The following is a 15,910-nucleotide window of genomic DNA, read 5'->3' on the forward strand; positions in this document are numbered from 1 at the left end:
CAGTCCCTCCCGACTGCAACAGTAGGCCGGACAGACGACTGCAACCGACCGAACGTCAAAACATCAATTTGTACTTGCAACGCGGGAGCCATCCACAGACGACAGTTCCGTCTTGAAGTCCCCCGCCGCCCCGCGCAGCAGATTGCCGTCCGCCCAGATGCGCCGGATCGCGCGGATCGGCCGCGCCGACAGCGCGACCGCGAAACTCGCCGAATAGCTGTAGCTGGTCACGCTCCCGCGCCCCTTGCCCGCGCTGCTCTTCGTCCGCGTCTCGCGCAGGTCGGTGGCCCAGATGACGGTGCCTGCGACCCGCATCGTGCCGAAGATCGCGGGCACCTGCGTGCCATATGTCGATGTCTGCACTTGCAACTCGGCCAGCCGCCGCCCCTCGCGCCCCTTGGGGCGGAACAGCACGGCATGATCGAACGCATTGCCGACAAGGCCGCCGATCGCGCCCCCGACCGGCCCGCCCAGCGCCGTCCCCACCGCCGTCAGCACCATCGTCGCCATCGCACAGTCTCCCTCTTACGCCCGCCACCAGCCGAGCACCGGCCAGGGCGAAGGCCCCGGCGTCTCCACCACGCGGCGCAGCCCCGCATGGGCATGGACGAACCCCGTCTCCGTCCCGATCATCAGGTGCAGCTGCATCGGCCCCGCCCGCACCAGCGCCACGTCGCCCGGCGCGCCTTGCGCCACGTGTTCCAGCCCCGCCTTGCGCAGCCAGTGTTCCGCGCGTGTGCGGTCGCCGCTGCGCAATCCGTAGGCAAATGCCGCCTCCCGCCCCGTCGCCATCGCGACCAGTCCGACGCAGTCGATGCCGTCGCGCCCGCGCCCATGCAGGCGGAACGGCACACCGACCCAATCCCGCGCCGCCGCCACGATCCGCGTCCCGCTCATGCGCCGGGATATCGCGTCAGCAGGTCCATGCCCGGCAGGTAAGGCTCGCCGCGAAAGTTCACCGCATTGCCGAACCGCGTGGCGCAGGTCGCCAGCTGCCGGTCGCATCCCTCGACCAGCAGCGCCAGCGTGCCCGCCGCCACATCGAACGGCGGCGGATCTGTCAGCGTCAACGCGTCCGCGCCGTTGTCCGCCACCGCCTGGCCGATCCCCGCATTCGCGCCGGTCATCCAGCGCAACGTGCCGAAGGCATAGGCTCCCGCCGCCAGTCCGCCGACGGCCACGCGCGTGTCCTCCACCCCGGCGACCGCGACGATCCGCCGCCGCCCGGCCATGTCCACGCGGCAATCCCTGTCGCCCAGCCGGGCGCGGCAATCGGGGGAAGTGGACGGCGCGACCGGCGCGCGCAGCGCCGCCGCCGCGCCGATCAGTTCCGCGCTGAACGCCGCGCCCGACCGCGCGACCGCGCCGATCTCGCCCCGCGCCAGCAGCAGCCACAGCGCGCCCGGCTCCTCCCACTGGGTCAGCCGCAGCTCCAGCGCCGCCCCGTCCCATCGGCCCGCCATCAGGTCGCGCTCGCTGATCGCATCGCTGGTCAGCGCGCCCGCCACGTCGCTGTCGTCGCCGTCCAGGTCGATGCCGCTGCGCATCGCGCTCGGCGTCAATCCCGGCGCGGCGCGATAGGGCAGGCCGCCGACCGTGAGGTCGCGGTCGTGGCTCGTCAGCCCGATCGTCACTCCGTCCCGCCGTTCGACCCGCCAGCAGAAGGCCAGCGTGCCGAGCGGCTGGCTCAATGTCTCCAGCCCGCTCATTCGCGGATCTCCACCAGCGGCACGGACGGCGCTTCCCCGGCGGCGAAGGTCGCGCGGTTGATTTCCAGCCGGTCCTCAGCAAAGCGTACCGGCACGTCGAACCGGAATCCCGCGGTCAGCACCGCGCCCGCCGCAGGCGCGGTGTCGAACGCGATGACGCCCATTCCCGCATGAGCCCACCCGTCCGTCATCTCGACCCCGTCCGCCGCCACGCGGATGCTGCCCGCGACGGGCCGGGTGATCCGGCGGACCTGCGCGTCGGCGCTCCCGCCATAATGGCGCGTCAGCGCAAATTCGGCGCGCACGCCGTCGCCGGTGCCCAGTCGCTGGTCGATGGGCGATGGGGCGGTGCCCGGCGCGCCGCTGCGGTCGTCATAGGGATCGGTGAAGCGGAACCCGCGCGCCGCCCCCCGGCGCGCGCGGAAAAAGGCGATCAGCCGCGCCATGTCCGCTTCCGACCGGACCCCCGGCCCCGCGTCGAAGGACAGCCGCGCGTCCGCCCAGTCGCTGCTGCGCCGTTCATGCCCGCTCACGCTTTCGACGATCTGCGTCGAAAAGGCCGGGGACACGCTCGCCTCCCGCCCGATGGCGAGCGGAAAGAGTATGTCGTCAAACGCTTGCATGTCATCCTCCCCATCGATCCTGAAGCAGGTGAAGCCGTCCCGGCACACCTGCGGCAGCGCCCAGACGAAGGTCTGCGCCGTCCCCCGCGCGACCGCCGCCCGCGCAGCCGCCGCGATTGCGCGCCATTGCTCGGCCTGGTCGGGCCGCAGCACGAAGCCGGCAAGATAATGTTGTTCCTCCATCGGATAGCCCAACCGTTCCGTCGCCAGCGCGACACCGCGCGCGGTGAGGTTGGGCCGCCCCTCCGTCACCCAGTCATAATCTTCCAGCTGCAACACGTCGAAGGCGGGCGACGCCCACCCCACCGGCATGTTCGCCCGCTTGGCTTCGGGCGCACGGGGGTCGAGGATCGTGGGCAGATAGGCGAGCAGATGCGTGACAGCGCCCGGCGCCCGCGCCTTCACATGCGCACAAAGCGCCGCCGTGGACGCTGCCAGCAATGCCCCCGCCGCATCCAGCAGCGCGGCCTGCTGCGTGTCGAGATCGCCCCACACGCTCGGCACCGACACCGGGCTTCCGCCCAGCGCCGCGCGCGCCGCGTCGTCGTACAGACAGATGCGCCCGTCGCCCGGCATCACCCACCACCATGGCTCGCCCACCTGGAACAGGATCGGCAAGCCCGCCTCCAAGCCGATGGAAACGAAGGCTTCTGCCACCTGCGTCAGATAGGCCATCGCCCCCTGGTGCGCGGGCGACAGCAGCGTGGAGGGCGGCTCCCACCCGGTCAGCGCCGGGTCGCCATTTTCCGCCCGCTGCTTCCAGTCCTGCCAGCAATGCGCGTCGAACAGTTCGTAGGACAGCGACCAGACGATCCCCATTCCCATCGCCTTCGCCCGCCTGGCAAAGTCCCGGTGCCACGCCGCGCACGGCGCGTTGAGCACTCCGCCTGCCAGGCTGACGAACAGCCCCTCTCCGGCCCGCTCCAGCCGGAAATAATGGCTCATCCCCACATAATGGTTGATCGCGCCGCGATAGCCGAGCGCATGGATCGCCTCGACGATGCGCTGGGGCGTCTGGTTGAAGGCGTCGTCATAGCCCGTCGCCATCGACAGCCCATGTTCGGGCAGCATGATGTCGCCCACCGCGATGACCGATCCCGCCCCCTCGCACCGGATGGCGCTCATCTCCGCCCATCCCTCGACCGCTGCGGGAAAGGGCGTGTCGCCCTCGTCATAGTCGGGCGGCACCAGCGACAGGAACATCCGGTCGATGTCCCCCGCCCACACGGGGTCGGCTTCCTCGGGCCAGCGATATCCGCCGACCAGATCGGCAAAATCCAGCGTGACGACAGCATCTTCCGGCCCGCCGCTGGCATAGTTCCACAACCGCACATACCAGGCGCGCGGACGCCCTTCCGCATCGCGCCCCTCGATCGTCAGCGTGGGCCCATGGGTTTCGTCCAGGCGGCGCACGCCCCCCGACCGCCAGCGAAAGGACAGCACGCACGCCCGGAAATCGCGCGCCGTTTCATAGGCGATCAGCGGATGGCTCCACCGGTCCTCCGCTTCCCAGATCAGCCCCGCCAGATCGCCCGATCCATGGAACACCGCGTCCATGCGCAACGCATCGGCGGCGGTCGTCACCACGCTCGCCATCATCGGGCGCGGGAAGTTGACGGTCCAGTGGGTCGCGGCGAACCGCTTCATCCAACGGCTTTCCTGCCCCCGCCGCGCGTCCGCCAGCCAATATCCGATCCCGCTCATCCGATCGCTCCCCTCACCGCCCGCGCCACCTGCCGCGCGCTGCGGGCCAGCAGCCGCGCCTCGCTCGCACCGCCCTGCCCGTTGATCGCGATGCGCACCTGCACGTCGCGCGCCCCGCCGGTCGATCCATGGACCTGCCCGCTGCTCGTCGGCACGAACACCTCAGGCCCGCGCTCTCCCACCAGATAGGCGCGCCCCGGCGCCACCGGTCCGCCGGTCGCGCGCCCCGGCAGGCCCAGCGCCCCGCCGATCAGCGACGCGCCCAGCGTCACGAGGCCCCCGCCCGCGCCGCCGCCGCCAACACCGCCGATGGCCCCCTGCACCGCGCTTGCCGCAATCGAATCGAGCACGCCGACTGCGATCCGGCGCAGATCCTCGAACCCGAACTTGCCGGTCCGCACCGCGCGCAGCAGCCCGCTTTCGATCCGCCGCCCGGCCCGCTCCGCCCCTTCGGCAAGCGGCCCTTCCATGCCGCTGCGCATCGCCTCCACGTCGCGCGACAGCCCCGCCGTGTCGGCGCGCACGCGCACGACCAGCGTCTCGATCTCCTCGTCCATCCCGCTTCCCCCCGTTTCAGTGCGCGCCCGTGCCATCGGGCATCGCGCCCATCAGCCGCGCCAGTTCCGCGCCGTCGACGCCCGCGCCCGCCGCATCCGCCTCCTCGCCGCGCGCCGCGCGCAGCACGCACGCCAGTTCCTGCGGCGTCGCGCGCCAGAAAGTCGCGGGCCGCCACCCCAGCAGCCATCCCGCAACGCCCGCCAGCCGCGCCGCGCCTTCGCCAAATCGCGTCATCTTCCCGCCAGTATCTGCCGCACGATGGCCTTGAGCGCGGGCGTCGCCTTCGCCATGCCCGCCGCCACCACCGCCTCGCCCAGTGCCTCGCGCGTCAGGTTCCCGCGATCCGGCAGGCAGTGCCAGAACAGCGCGACCAGATCGGCCAGCGACAGCCGCCCGTCCGCCGCCCGCTCGATCAGGTCGAACAGCGGCCCCAGTTCCTGCTCCGCCGCCACCAGCGCGCCGAAGGTCGGGCGCAGCACCAGCGTCTCGCCGCCCAGCATCAGCGCCGCCTCGCCCCGCTCCGGGTTCGCCGCCGCGCTCACAGGCTCACCACCGGGCCAGAGCTTTCGAGGCTCAGCGCGTAATTGCGCTCTCCGTTATAATCGCCCGCATAGTCGAGCCGGGTGACGAGGAACCGCCCCCGCATCCGTTCCCCGCTTTCGAAGCTCAGCTCGAAACTCTCGATGGTGCCCGACAGCGCATGGTTGCGGATGCGCACCTCGGCGGCGGAGCCGGTGAACAGGCCCGCGGCCGACACGCTGACCGACCTGACCCCCGCGCCCGACAGCAATTCGCGCCATCCGCCCGAATCCTTGGACGTGACGTTGACCGCCTCGCCGTTGACCGACAGCTGCGTCGTGCGCATCCCCGCGACCGTCGCGTAGGTTGCCGGACTGTTGCCGTCGCCAACTTTCAGCAAAAATGCACTTCCTTTTTCGACGCCCATGGCGCATCCTTTCTTCAGTCAAACCGTGCAAAATGCAGGATATGGAGAGGGTTCGATGTTTGTTGCCGTAGCTTCGCTCGCGATGATGGCCGCCGCTGCACCGTCCGCCGATGACGTCGGCACCGGGCGCAAGGAATTCGCCAAATGCCTTTCGGCCCAGGTGAAGCCCGCGATGGATGCGAAGATGTCGACCGGCGATTTCCAGGCGTCGATCAAGAAGGCCTGCGCCACGCAGGAGGCCGCGTTCCGCGCCGCCATCGTCGCGCAGGACAAGGGCGACAAGATGTCCGACAGCGCCGCCGCGTCGGACGCGGACGATCAGATCGGCGAATATGTGGACAAGATCACGTCCGAATATGAAGAGAATAGCCGCCCGAACTGACGGCCTTCCGCTCACGCCCCGGGGCGGGCGGGATCACCCGTCCCGCACCGCCCTGACGCGATAATCGATCACGGCCCGCCAGCCGCCGGCGGGCGCAGTCCCTTCCCGCGCGATCCGCGACCGGGCCAGCCGCACGCTCGCCACGCGCCACCCGTCCGGCGCAAGGCTCAAGCCCTGCAACGCCGGGTCGATCCGCGCGATCGCCGCCGCGATGGCCGCCGCCCCGTCCGCCGCCGCGACCAGCCCGACGGTCAGCCGCAACTCGCGCCCTTCCAGCGCCTTGCCGCCCCAGTCCGTGCCGATACACTCGCCCGCAAAGGCGTAGGGGGCCGCCGCCCGCCCCGGCTCGCCGTCATGCACGGCATGGACCAGCGCCATCAGCGCCCCGTCCGCCCGCAGCGCCGCAATCGCCGCCGCCCGCACCGCCATTTCCGCGCTCATGCCCCTCTCCCCGCTTCCCGCAACGCAAGGTCGCGCATCCAGCGCGCGCGAAGCCCTCGCCCGCGCAGCCGCACCGCTTCACCCTCCTGCCTTGCCTCGACCCCTAAGCGGGCCAGCGCCGCCGCGATTTCATCGCGCCGCGCCTGCGCCCGCCGCTCCAGCCACCGCACCGGGATCATGTCAGCCGCATCCCGCGCCATGGCCGCCACAGCGCGCTCACTACGGCGGGCGGGGTCGCGCTGTCGTTGCCGCGCGCCAGATAATGGTCCGCCGCCAGTCGCACGATCCCCTGGCGCAACGCCTGCGGCACGCCATCGCCGTCGCTCGCCAACCCCGCGCGATAGGTGACGGCAATCGTCCCGGCGATGCCCGCCTGTGCGATGCGCACCCATCCCTCGCCATTCCCGTCGATATCGACTGCGTAGGCATCGACCGGCAATGGGCGTGCCGCGCCATCCGCTCTCACCGCCTCGACCGTCTCGATCGCGACCACGGGCCGGGCCGACAGCCGCTGCCACGCGCCCGACGCCCGTTCCGCCCCGAACAGCGTCTCGCGCGTCCGCCGCACGATCAGCCATTGCCCGGTGAACCGCTCGCACAGCGCGCCCGCGCCCCGCAGCAGCGCGCTCAGCACCATATCCTCCTCCTCGCCCGCGATCCGCAGATAGGTCTTCAATTCCGCCAGCGACGCGGGCAACGCCCCGTCCTCTGCATCCGTCAGCATGGTGTCGCCGCCTCCCGCCGCCCCAAAAAAAAGGGGGCGCGGACCGTGCGCCCGCGCCCCCACAAGATGCCGCTGCCCCCTTTACGAGGCAGCGAACTTCATCAGCTTGATCGCCTCGCTGTTGGCCACGCCGCCGCCGATGCGCTTGACCGCGTAGAAGTGGACGAACGGCTTGTTGCTGAACGGATCGCGCAGGATGCTCGTCTCGCTGCGCTCCGCGATCACATAGCCCGCCTGGAAATTGCCGAAGGCGATGGACAGGCTGCCCGCAGCGATGTCCGGCATGTCCTCGGCCTCGACCACCGGATAGCCCAGCAGCGTCGCGGGCCGCCCCTCCGCCAGCGACGGCTGCCACAGGAACGCGCCGTCCGCCGTCTTCATCTTGCGGATGACGCTCAGCGTCGCCGAATTCATGACGAAGCTCGCCCCCTGGCGATAGGGCGCCGCAAAGCCGCCCGCTGCGCCCGACGGCACATATTGCAGCGATCCGAACGCGCGCACCCCGTCCGCCTCGGCGGTGGCGGCATAGGTCAGGAAACCCCTGGGCTTGTTGATCCCGTCGCCCTTGACGAAGGCGCTGCCCTCCGCCGCCGCGAATTCGCGCGCGATCTCGCCCGCCAGCCAGCCTTCGACATCGAACTGCGCGTCGTCCAGCATCGCCTGGCTCGCGGCGGGATTGGCGAAAAGCTCGCCCGAAGGGGGCACGATTTCGTTGAAGGCGGGCGTCCCCGTCTCGCCCCGCGCGCCCGTTTCGCTGGCCCATCCCGACACGATGCCGCCCGACGTGACGAGCTTGCGGTAACCCGCGCTCCCCGTACGCACCACATTGGCGATGGCGCGAATGGGCGACAGGCTTTTGAGCGTCGCATCGATGATCTGGTCGATCTCGCGCGGCACCGCATAGCCGCCCGCCGTGCCGCTCGCGCCTGCAAAGCTCTTGAGCTCGACGCCCGCTTCATGGCCCTGCCGCAGGTAGCGGTCGACGAACGCCGCCCGCGCCGGGTCCTCCATGCCGCCCTTCACCCCGTCGAGCGCCGGACGCCGCTGCGCCAGCAGAGCGCCCTTCAGCGCCGCCACTTCCTGCGCCAGTCCCTCGATCCGCTCGCCCTGCGCCACGGCGTCCAGGCTCGCTTCCAGTTGATCCGTCATGCCCGTCTCCACAAAAAAGGGCGGCCCGGAATGGACCGCCCGAACAAAATCCGATTGGGGGGGAAGGGGGACTTACCCCTCCACCTTCACCACCCGCGCCAGCGGCTGCATGGGGTGCGTCACCACACTCACCTCCACCAGTTCCAGCGCCAGCAGTTCGCGCGGCCCTGCCCCCCGCGCCGCGCGCACGCGATAACCGAACGACAACCCGTCCACCGCCCCGCCCGCCAGCGCCGCCGCCGCTTCCCGCCCGGCGGCGCTGGCGCGCGACACCTGGCCGATCACGCGCAGCCCGCGCGCGTCCTCCCGCGCGCTTTCGATCCGGCCGATGACGTGGCCGGGCGCGTGCTGCCACAATAAAGGCACGCCCGCCGTCGCCAGCCTGCCTTCCGCATCCGGCCCGAACGCGCCCGCGCGCACCACGTCGCCGCCCCGGTCCACCCGGTCGAACACCGCCGCATATCCGGCGAAGCGCAGGTTCCCGTTCACGCCTTCACCAGCCCGACGAGCCCCGTCTTGACCGCGATGCCTAGCAGGATCAGCGCCATGCCGATCCGCACCGCCCATCCGATCGCGGCCCCGCGCGCCGCCTTCTTCGCGTCGCGCCACGCCGACAGCAGGTCGCGCAATTCGCGCACGTCGCCCTCCGCCCCCCGGTCGGCCAGGCCCAGCCGCTCCAGCGCGCGGCCCGCGCCCGTCTCGCTCGCCTCCTCGATCAGCGCGCGGATCGTCACCATGTCGGCGACCTGCCCCTGCGCCTGCGCGACCAGCCTCGCCAGCATCTCGTCCTTCATGACGCTCCTCCTTTCCAACGCGCGATCAAGCGCCTATCTGCGCGGCCATGAAGCGCACGCATCGCAAATTGCTGATCATGATCCTGCTGCTCGCCCTGGGCGCGGGCGCCTGGGCCTTCGGCCTCGACCGCCCCGCCGATTGCTGGACGAAGGGCGGCAGCTGGCTGTGGGACGGCGGCTTCTGCCGCCTCGACACCATGCCCCAGCGCCCGCCCGAAACCTAAAGGCCGAGCATCGCCTTCTTTTCCTCCGCCGTCAGGAAATCGGCGGCGGCCACCCGCTCCCACAGCGCGGCGCGTTCGTCCGACAGGGCGGGCACGGCATCCAGATCGGCCTCGATCGCGACCCCCGGCCACCACCCGTCCAGCCCCTGGCTCAACCCGCCGCAGATCTTCGCCACCAGCGGCAGCACCGCCTGCCGCCACAACGCCTTGTTCGCCTCGCGATAATTGGCATAGGCATTGTCGCCCGGCAGCCCCATCAGCATCGGCGGCACGCCGAAGGCGAGCGCGATCTCGCGCGCCGCCGCGCTCTTCAACCCCACGAAATCCATTTCGGCGGGCGTCAGGCTCATCGCCTTCCAACTGAGCCCGCCTTCCAGCAGCATCGGCCGACCCGCATTGGCCGCACCGGCAAAGGCCGCCTCCATCTCGCGCTTCACCCGCTCGAACTGTTCGGGCGACAGCACCGACCCGTCGCCCGGATCGTAGACCATCGCCCCGCTCGGCCGCGCCGCATTGTCGAGCAGCGCCTTGTTCCAGACGCTCGCCGCATTGTGGATCGCGACCGCACCCGCCGCTGCCCCCACGCAACCCAGACCGTAATGATCGTCGAGCGGATGCAGGGATTTCAAGTGCAGCACGCTCGTCCGCCCGGTCGCGTCCTCCGGACACAGCCGCGTCACGCTGTCGCCCACGCGATAGAGATAGACGGCGGGCCAACCCCGCGCGTCCGCCTGCACGCTCACGCGCTCGGGCCGCAGCGCGAACAGTTCGGCGGGCATCCCGTCCGCGCCCGAAATCACCTGGACATAGGCGTTGCCGTGCAGCAGCAGGTGGCACGCCAGCGTCTCGACCAGCGCCTGTCCCGCCGACGCGCGCCCCACCAGCGACAGGATGCGCGCCCCGTCCTCAACCCCGATATTGCCGGAGGGCCGCACCTTGAGCGCGCACGCACCCGCCCCCTCCGACACGAGGCGCATCGCCCGCTGTGCGACGGCATTGCCCATGACGCCGCTGCGCAGTTGCGCCTCATAGCTTGCGGGCCATTCGCCCAGCGCCACCGCGCCCGTGCCCCACGCACGCGCCAGCACCGGTCGCGCATCGCATGACGCCGCTTTCGTCCCGAACCATTTCATGGAATGCTCCTTACAAACGCGAAAACCCCCTCCCCGGCGTGGGGAGAGGGTTTGTGGACGGGGCGGCGGCGCAACGGTCGCCTGCCCGAAAATGTCAGCCTGTGGGGCCGCGCACTCCCGTTACGGGTTGCGCTTGAGCACCCGGTCGCAGGTTGAATTGGTGCCTTCGCTCTTGCCGATCAGGCGCCCCGCAACCGCGCCCGCGCCCGCGCCCAGCAACGTCTCGCCGACGCTGCCACCGGCAAGCAGACCGACGCCCGCGCCGCCTGCTGCACCGATCACCGTGCCCTTGTCCCGGCCCTTCTTGCCCTGGACCAGGCAGTAACGCACGTCGTCGCGGTCGCGCGGCGCGGCCCGCGCGATGCGTGCGCGATCCTTGCTGTTGAGGCTCTGCGCCATCACCGGGGTCGCCACCACTGCGAGGCCTGCCGCCGCCGCAACGAGTAACTGCTTCTTCATGCCTTGTGCTCCGTCATACGATATCTGCGCCAAGAACGATGGGGCTTAGCGGCAGTTCCCTGTGGACAACATGGCATTGCGGGCAGGCCGCGTGGGGGAACCCAACGCATGACGCCGGGTTGAGAAACATTCCATTCCCCCCGCGTCCACCCAAGGAGCCACCATGACCAACCATGTCGCCAAAATCGTCGAAGTCGTCGGCACGTCCGACTCCAGCGTGGACGACGCCATCAAGGGCGCGATCGCGAAGGCGTCCGAAACGCTCGACAATCTTCAGTGGTTCGAAGTCGTGCAGATTCGCGGCGCCGTCGAAGGAACGCAGGTTCAGCGTTTCCAGGTGATCCTGAAAATCGCCTTCGGCCTGGAGGAATAAGCGAGGCTTTCGCCTCACATCCCCCGCACCCGCGCCTCGCCCGCTCGCCCGAGCATGAGTTCGCTCATCGCCCATACCAGCGCGTCGGCGCGGTCGGGCGAGCGCCCCGGCCCGACATAACCGCCCCCGGCGATCAGCCCGCACATCTCGTCTTCCAGGCGCGGAAACGCGCCGCGATGCGCGACCCGTCCTGCTTCGTACAGTGCCGCCACCGGCTCGGCCCGCGCCGTCTTCCCGCGGCTGGCGTGAACCAGCCTGACGGGTAGCGCCGCTTCCGCCGCGCGCAGCACGCTTTCGACCATCTGCCCGCCATTGTTCGCTTCGGCGATCACCCGGTCGGCGCCGTGCACCATCGCGGCGGCGGCCACCGCCCTTGCCCATCCTTCGGGCCTCTGCCCCTCGACGCTGGCATCCGCGATCACATAGGCGCGCCCGTCGCTGCCCAGCCCCGCGACCACGATGCCGCATGCGTCGCCGCCCGCGCTCGCCGGCGGATCGACCGCCACCACCACGCGCGCCAGCATGCTCGGCACATGCGCGATCCGGCACCGCTCGATCAGGTCTCGGGTCCACAACGCGCCCTCCACCTCCTCGATCAGTTCGCCGTCCAGTTCCTGCCGCCCGAGCCGCGTGCCGCCATAGGCCGCCGCCATCGCCGTAACGAAGCCGGGGGCGAGGTTCGCGCCATTGTCCGCCGTCGCCCCGCGCGTGATCGCCACGCCCTCGCCCGCCGCCAGCCGCCGCACCAGCGGCACCGGCCTCGGCGTGGTCGTCGCCAGCACGCGCGGATCGTCGCCCAGCCGCATCCCCATCATCAGATTGTCCCACGCCGCTTCGCCGCCCGCCCATTTGGCGATCTCGTCGGCCCAGCCATGGCTGAACTGCGGCCCGCGCAATCCTTCGGGGTCCGCCGCGCCGAACAGCGTCGCCACCGCGCCGTTGGGCCAGGTCAGCCGCCGCAGCGCCGGGGCATAGTCGGGCCGCGCCCACCATGGCGCGACCGACAGCAGGCCCGACGCGCCTTCCACCATCACGGCGCGCGCTTCGCCCAGCGTCGCGCCGACCAGCGCGATGCGCGCACGGGGATCGGCCTCAGCGATGCCGCGCACCCATTCCGCGCCTGCCCGCGTCTTGCCGAAGCCGCGCCCCGCCATCATCAGCCATATGCGCCATTCGCCCGGCGGCGGCAGTTGCGCCGGGCGCGCGACGAAGCGCCATTCGGCCAGCAGCCGCTCCGCCCCGCCCGCGTCCAGCCGCGCCAGCAGCTCCGCGCGCACGGCATCGTCCGCCCCCGCCAGCCATTCGCTGTCCGAAACCCGCATCGCCCCCTCCCCCATGCCGGGGAGGCGCGCTCCCCCTATTTCCGCGCGGCCATCCCGCCGAAGGTGACCAGGCTCTCCGCCCCGTCCTTCGCCACGGCCGCCACGCCGATGAAATGATCGTCCACCACGATGTCCTTGAGCACGGTCTGCGTCGCACCCGTCACCGTGCGGCTGTCGGTCCAGTCCTGCGCGTCCGCGCGCCGCCAATAGACCTTGTAGGCCGCCGCCCCCGGCACCGCGTCCCAAAAGACCCGCGTGTCCATCGACAGCGCCCCGTCGAGCGAAACGGTCGCGGGCGCAGCGGGCGCATCGGCCAGGTCCTTGAGCGTCGCGACATTGAGCGCGGTCACCTTGGCCAGATAGGGAAAGTCCATCCCCTCGACCGTGTCGCCGTAGACGCGGCCATTCTCCGTCCTCAAATCCTGATGCTGCCGGTCGTAATTCTCGATCCCCACCGAAAAGCGCACGGCGGGAAAGCCCAGTTCCAGGAACGGCGAATGATCCCCGCCCCGCCCGAACCGGTCGAACCGCCGGACCGCAAGCACGTCCAGACCGATCGCCGGCTCCGCCTTTGCAAGGCCGCGGATCTTCTTCGCCAGCGCGCGCGACGGGCCGTCATCCTCGCCGCCGATGGCGCGCCGCACCAGCGCCTGCGACCGATCCTCGGCAAAGCGCGACCCTTCGGAAAACACCCGCACCCGGTCGGCCACGCGCTGGCCGTTCTGGCCCACCGTGTTGCCGACGATGTCGTTGTTCAGCATCGCGCGCACCTGCCAGCCGCGCTTCTTCGCCGTGTCGGCCAGCAGCTTGGCGCCCCACAGACCCTGCTCCTCGCCCGACAGCAGCGCATAGACGATGGTGCCGTCGAATTTCCGTCCCGCCAGCACCCGCGCCGCCTCCATCACCAGCGCGCTGCCCGACGCATTGTCGTTCGCGCCCGGCGCATCGCTGGTGGCGTTCATCACGTCGGTGACGCGGCTGTCGATATGCCCGGCGACGATCACCACCTGATTGGGGTCGCCGGTGCCCTTCTGGATCGCCAGCACGTCGACGACCTCGACCCCGTTCGGCGCGCGCGGGCCGGTGAAGCGGTCCGCGATCGTCTCGACCGTCAGGCACCCGCCGCATCCCTTGCCGATCTTCGCGAACTCCCCCGCGCTCCACGCCCGCGCCGCGCCGATCCCGCGCTTGGGGTCGGTCGCCGAAGACAGCGTATGGCGCGTGCCGAAGCTCACCAGTTTCTCGACCGTGGCCTTCAGCCGCGCGGCGTCGGGCGCCTTGCCCTGGGCCAAAGCGGGGGTCGCGACCGTCGGCGCGACGATCAGGGCGGACATCAGGATGGTGCGGATCATGGCGTCACTCTGCCGCTCTGTTTCACGATTGTAAACAGACGGATTTTCCGTGTTGCAGCAACAAAATGTCACCGTCCGTTACTGGAACCGTTGACGTTCGGCAGCCATTTCTGCCGCTTCTTCCCGCAACAGCGAAGAAAGATCGCCGATGTCGCTCAATCCCTTTTCCCGTCGTAAAGCCTCCACCGCCCCCCGCGCGTCCGGGCGGCACGAAATCGTTTCCATCCTGGGTGCCGCGCTCATCGTGGGCGGCGGATCGCTGGCGGCGGGCTATGTCTCGCACCGCCCCGACACCGTGAAGCCCGCCACCGGCACCGCGCACGCCCTCGCCCTCGCCAGCGACCGCGCCGCCAACGCCAGCGAACCGCGCTGACGATCCTTCCCACCCGATTGCGTGCAAACGCACATCGCGCCGGGGAGTGGGCGCAGGGCTTTGCGCTTCCCCTAAAAACATGGCCGGGCATGGTGGCGATCCGCTATCGTGCTTGCCATGTTCATGGACTTTCGCGACCAGCCGCCCCCGCCCCCCTGGGACCCGCGCCCCGCCCGGCGTCGTCCGCCCCTGACCCCGCGCCAGCAAAAGACGCTGGGCGCGATTGTCGGCATCAACATCGTCCTGCTGCTCGTCGCTCCCATCGGCGGCGCAACCTTCCTCGCCGCGCTCTGGGCGCTGCTGCGATGAATGGCGACGTAAGGCTGGCGCCGACCTCGCCTGCGCTACGCCCGGTCAATAAGTCCGGTCAATAAGTGCGGCTCGTCACTTTCCCGGTTCCGTCGGGCAGGATTTCGATCAGGTGCGCGCTGTCATTGTCGCATTGCGCCTTCCATCCCTTCACCCCCGGCCGGATCTCGGCGCGGGTCGATCCGGTCACGGCGGGGCATGTCGCGCCGCTGGCCTTGATCGCCTTTTCCAGCACGCTGTTGCGCGTGGGTTCATCCAGCTTCGCGACCTGCGCCGCCGCGCCTGTTTCCACCGCCGGTGCCGCGCCTGCATTGGCGAGCGTCGGCTGCTCCGCCTTCTCGCCGCACCCCGCCAGCATCGTCACCAGCACCAGTCCCACAAAACCGCCTCGCATTCGCGTCACTCCTGTCTTCCTTCCGGCGGCGCGGCGGGGGCTTGCGTCAGGTCGGTTACCCGATACCCCACATCCGACACGCGCCGCCGAATCAAGCTTCCTGGCGGCACCCTATAAGCCGTTGTGGCGGTATAACGTTCCACCTTGTAGACACCGCCTCCGCCGCCATCCGTGTTGGGCGATGTCGCCGCTCACCTCAAGTGACAATAAAAAACCAGCATGTCACCTCCCGCGCCCTCCGGCCTGAACCTTTCTCAACGACACTTCGGTGGCAAAGTAAAAAAAACTCCAAATGTTTTGCGCGCCTATCCTCCCGCCGCGGCGCGTTTCCTTGCGATGGCGGCCATCATCGCGTCGACCTGCGCCACCGCCTCGCGGCTGTCGGGGCGCGCGCCTTGCCCCCCGCGTTTTTCGCGGATGCGCGCCACCTTGTCGCGATAGGCCAGGAACAGGCGCAGCGCGACCGTCAGGTTGGGCGCGCGCTTCACCTTGCGCGCCTTGACCGCGCCGTCGGCATCGGTCGTCACTTCCTCCGCCTCCGCGCCGAACAGCGACGCGCGCATCAGCATCAACTCGATCTCGCCATAGCCCGACGCCACCGCTTCGTCCCACGCCCGGTCGAAAGCGGGGTCAGCGGCCCGCCGTCTATACGCGCCTGCCCGGCACCGGCCCACCACCCGCGCCGCTTCGCTCGCGTTGCAGGTATCGGCCAGCGTTTCGAGGAACAGCCGTTCCTCCGCGCGGGTCCACCCGTCGCTGCGCGCCTTGCGCTTCTGCGGTCGCGCAGCGCCACCCGCGCGCTGCCGCCCGATCACCGCTTCCCTCATGCCGCCCCCTCTTCCGCCGGACGCGCGCCACGCAAAAGGGGCCAGCCCTTCGCAGGACCGGCCCCTTGTCGCCTCGCCGCGCTGGCGAATCGCAATTTTCCACTGTGCACATCC

Annotated in this window: 24 protein-coding genes and 1 pseudogene; 5 read left to right on the forward strand and 20 right to left on the reverse strand. The window is 70.4% G+C overall.

The features are described 5' to 3' along the window. Window positions 1-102: 102 nt before the first annotated feature. From DI606_RS14215 to DI606_RS14250, 8 genes and pseudogenes are all read right to left on the reverse strand, one after another. Window positions 103-510: pseudogene (locus DI606_RS14215) on the reverse strand (hypothetical protein); the annotation flags it as partial. Between the two features lie 15 nt (window positions 511-525). Beyond that, window positions 526-897 (reverse strand): peptidoglycan endopeptidase, encoded by a 372-nt coding sequence (locus tag DI606_RS14220; RefSeq protein ID WP_293984220.1) that lies wholly within the window; start codon window positions 895-897, stop codon window positions 526-528. Continuing rightward, window positions 894-1,709 (reverse strand): DUF2163 domain-containing protein, encoded by an 816-nt coding sequence (locus DI606_RS14225; protein WP_293984222.1) that lies wholly within the window; start codon window positions 1,707-1,709, stop codon window positions 894-896. The genes DI606_RS14220 and DI606_RS14225 overlap by 4 nt, the downstream gene beginning before the upstream one ends. Beyond that, the gene (locus tag DI606_RS14230; RefSeq protein WP_293984224.1) at window positions 1,706-4,036 is read right to left on the reverse strand and encodes a DUF2460 domain-containing protein; all 2,331 of its coding nucleotides are present in this window, start codon (window positions 4,034-4,036) and stop codon (window positions 1,706-1,708) included. The genes DI606_RS14225 and DI606_RS14230 overlap by 4 nt, the downstream gene beginning before the upstream one ends. After that, the gene (locus tag DI606_RS14235) at window positions 4,033-4,593 is read right to left on the reverse strand and encodes a tail tape measure protein (RefSeq protein ID WP_293984225.1); all 561 of its coding nucleotides are present in this window, start codon (window positions 4,591-4,593) and stop codon (window positions 4,033-4,035) included. Before DI606_RS14235 ends, DI606_RS14230 begins: the two co-directional genes overlap by 4 nt. A gap of 16 nt (window positions 4,594-4,609) precedes the next feature. Beyond that, entirely contained in the window at window positions 4,610-4,828 is a 219-nt protein-coding gene (locus tag DI606_RS14240; RefSeq protein WP_293984226.1) for a phage tail assembly chaperone, read from the reverse strand. Continuing rightward, entirely contained in the window at window positions 4,825-5,136 is a 312-nt protein-coding gene (locus DI606_RS14245; RefSeq protein ID WP_293984228.1) for a gene transfer agent family protein, read from the reverse strand. The genes DI606_RS14240 and DI606_RS14245 overlap by 4 nt, the downstream gene beginning before the upstream one ends. Continuing rightward, window positions 5,133-5,540 carry a phage tail protein gene (locus DI606_RS14250; RefSeq protein ID WP_293984229.1) on the reverse strand — a complete coding sequence of 136 codons (408 nt, stop codon included), beginning with the start codon at window positions 5,538-5,540 and terminating at the stop codon, window positions 5,133-5,135. Before DI606_RS14250 ends, DI606_RS14245 begins: the two co-directional genes overlap by 4 nt. Before the next feature lie 55 nt (window positions 5,541-5,595). Between DI606_RS14250 and DI606_RS14255 the strand changes: the two genes are divergently transcribed. Then, window positions 5,596-5,922: a hypothetical protein gene (locus DI606_RS14255; protein ID WP_293984230.1), complete on the forward strand. Its 327-nt coding sequence runs from the start codon at window positions 5,596-5,598 to the stop codon at window positions 5,920-5,922. A gap of 33 nt (window positions 5,923-5,955) precedes the next feature. On the opposite strand, the gene DI606_RS14260 is transcribed toward DI606_RS14255, so the two are convergent. From DI606_RS14260 to DI606_RS14285, 6 genes are all read right to left on the reverse strand, one after another. Then, a complete protein-coding gene (locus tag DI606_RS14260; protein ID WP_293984232.1) occupies window positions 5,956-6,363 on the reverse strand; it encodes a DUF3168 domain-containing protein in 408 nt (135 codons plus the stop codon). Continuing rightward, window positions 6,360-6,542 carry a hypothetical protein gene (locus DI606_RS14265; protein WP_293984234.1) on the reverse strand — a complete coding sequence of 61 codons (183 nt, stop codon included), beginning with the start codon at window positions 6,540-6,542 and terminating at the stop codon, window positions 6,360-6,362. Before DI606_RS14265 ends, DI606_RS14260 begins: the two co-directional genes overlap by 4 nt. Beyond that, entirely contained in the window at window positions 6,539-7,087 is a 549-nt protein-coding gene (locus DI606_RS14270) for a hypothetical protein (RefSeq protein WP_293984236.1), read from the reverse strand. The genes DI606_RS14265 and DI606_RS14270 overlap by 4 nt, the downstream gene beginning before the upstream one ends. Before the next feature lie 81 nt (window positions 7,088-7,168). Further along, window positions 7,169-8,236 carry a phage major capsid protein gene (locus DI606_RS14275; RefSeq protein WP_293984238.1) on the reverse strand — a complete coding sequence of 356 codons (1,068 nt, stop codon included), beginning with the start codon at window positions 8,234-8,236 and terminating at the stop codon, window positions 7,169-7,171. 72 nt (window positions 8,237-8,308) lie between these two features. Next, window positions 8,309-8,725, reverse strand: coding sequence for an HK97 family phage prohead protease (locus DI606_RS14280; RefSeq protein WP_293984239.1), 417 nt, complete (start codon window positions 8,723-8,725; stop codon window positions 8,309-8,311). After that, complete coding sequence (locus tag DI606_RS14285) at window positions 8,722-9,030, reverse strand: DUF6127 family protein (RefSeq protein WP_293984241.1); 309 nt, start codon at window positions 9,028-9,030, stop codon at window positions 8,722-8,724. Before DI606_RS14285 ends, DI606_RS14280 begins: the two co-directional genes overlap by 4 nt. A 47-nt stretch (window positions 9,031-9,077) precedes the next feature. Here DI606_RS14285 and DI606_RS14290 point away from each other — a divergent pair, with 47 nt between their 5' ends. After that, window positions 9,078-9,254: a hypothetical protein gene (locus tag DI606_RS14290; RefSeq protein ID WP_293984243.1), complete on the forward strand. Its 177-nt coding sequence runs from the start codon at window positions 9,078-9,080 to the stop codon at window positions 9,252-9,254. Here DI606_RS14290 and DI606_RS14295 read toward each other — a convergent pair. Together DI606_RS14295 and DI606_RS14300 are read right to left on the reverse strand one after the other, a co-directional pair. Continuing rightward, the gene (locus DI606_RS14295; protein ID WP_293984245.1) at window positions 9,251-10,387 is read right to left on the reverse strand and encodes a phage portal protein; all 1,137 of its coding nucleotides are present in this window, start codon (window positions 10,385-10,387) and stop codon (window positions 9,251-9,253) included. The genes DI606_RS14290 and DI606_RS14295 overlap by 4 nt on opposite strands. Window positions 10,388-10,507: 120 nt before the next feature. After that, entirely contained in the window at window positions 10,508-10,846 is a 339-nt protein-coding gene (locus tag DI606_RS14300) for a hypothetical protein (protein ID WP_293984247.1), read from the reverse strand. Window positions 10,847-11,009: 163 nt separating this feature from the next. On the opposite strand from DI606_RS14300, the gene DI606_RS14305 reads away from it, so the two are divergent. Then, window positions 11,010-11,219: a dodecin gene (locus tag DI606_RS14305; RefSeq protein ID WP_293984248.1), complete on the forward strand. Its 210-nt coding sequence runs from the start codon at window positions 11,010-11,012 to the stop codon at window positions 11,217-11,219. A gap of 14 nt (window positions 11,220-11,233) precedes the next feature. On the opposite strand, the gene DI606_RS14310 is transcribed toward DI606_RS14305, so the two are convergent. Then, window positions 11,234-12,541, reverse strand: coding sequence for a terminase family protein (locus tag DI606_RS14310; RefSeq protein WP_293984250.1), 1,308 nt, complete (start codon window positions 12,539-12,541; stop codon window positions 11,234-11,236). Between the two features lie 35 nt (window positions 12,542-12,576). Next, on the reverse strand, window positions 12,577-13,893 hold the full coding sequence (locus DI606_RS14315; protein WP_293984252.1) for a M28 family peptidase: 1,317 nt from the start codon (window positions 13,891-13,893) through the stop codon (window positions 12,577-12,579). Between the two features lie 148 nt (window positions 13,894-14,041). Between DI606_RS14315 and DI606_RS14320 the strand changes: the two genes are divergently transcribed. After that, window positions 14,042-14,266, forward strand: coding sequence for a hypothetical protein (locus DI606_RS14320; protein ID WP_293984254.1), 225 nt, complete (start codon window positions 14,042-14,044; stop codon window positions 14,264-14,266). Window positions 14,267-14,383: 117 nt separating this feature from the next. Next, window positions 14,384-14,575: a hypothetical protein gene (locus DI606_RS14325; protein WP_293984281.1), complete on the forward strand. Its 192-nt coding sequence runs from the start codon at window positions 14,384-14,386 to the stop codon at window positions 14,573-14,575. A gap of 58 nt (window positions 14,576-14,633) precedes the next feature. On the opposite strand, the gene DI606_RS14330 is transcribed toward DI606_RS14325, so the two are convergent. Together DI606_RS14330 and DI606_RS14335 are read right to left on the reverse strand one after the other, a co-directional pair. Beyond that, entirely contained in the window at window positions 14,634-14,969 is a 336-nt protein-coding gene (locus DI606_RS14330) for a hypothetical protein (RefSeq protein ID WP_293984283.1), read from the reverse strand. Window positions 14,970-15,274: 305 nt separating this feature from the next. Then, entirely contained in the window at window positions 15,275-15,796 is a 522-nt protein-coding gene (locus DI606_RS14335; protein ID WP_293984256.1) for a hypothetical protein, read from the reverse strand. Window positions 15,797-15,910 lie beyond the last annotated feature (114 nt).

The organism is Sphingobium sp. (genome assembly GCF_003248505.1).
Taxonomy (GTDB): domain Bacteria; phylum Pseudomonadota; class Alphaproteobacteria; order Sphingomonadales; family Sphingomonadaceae; genus Sphingobium.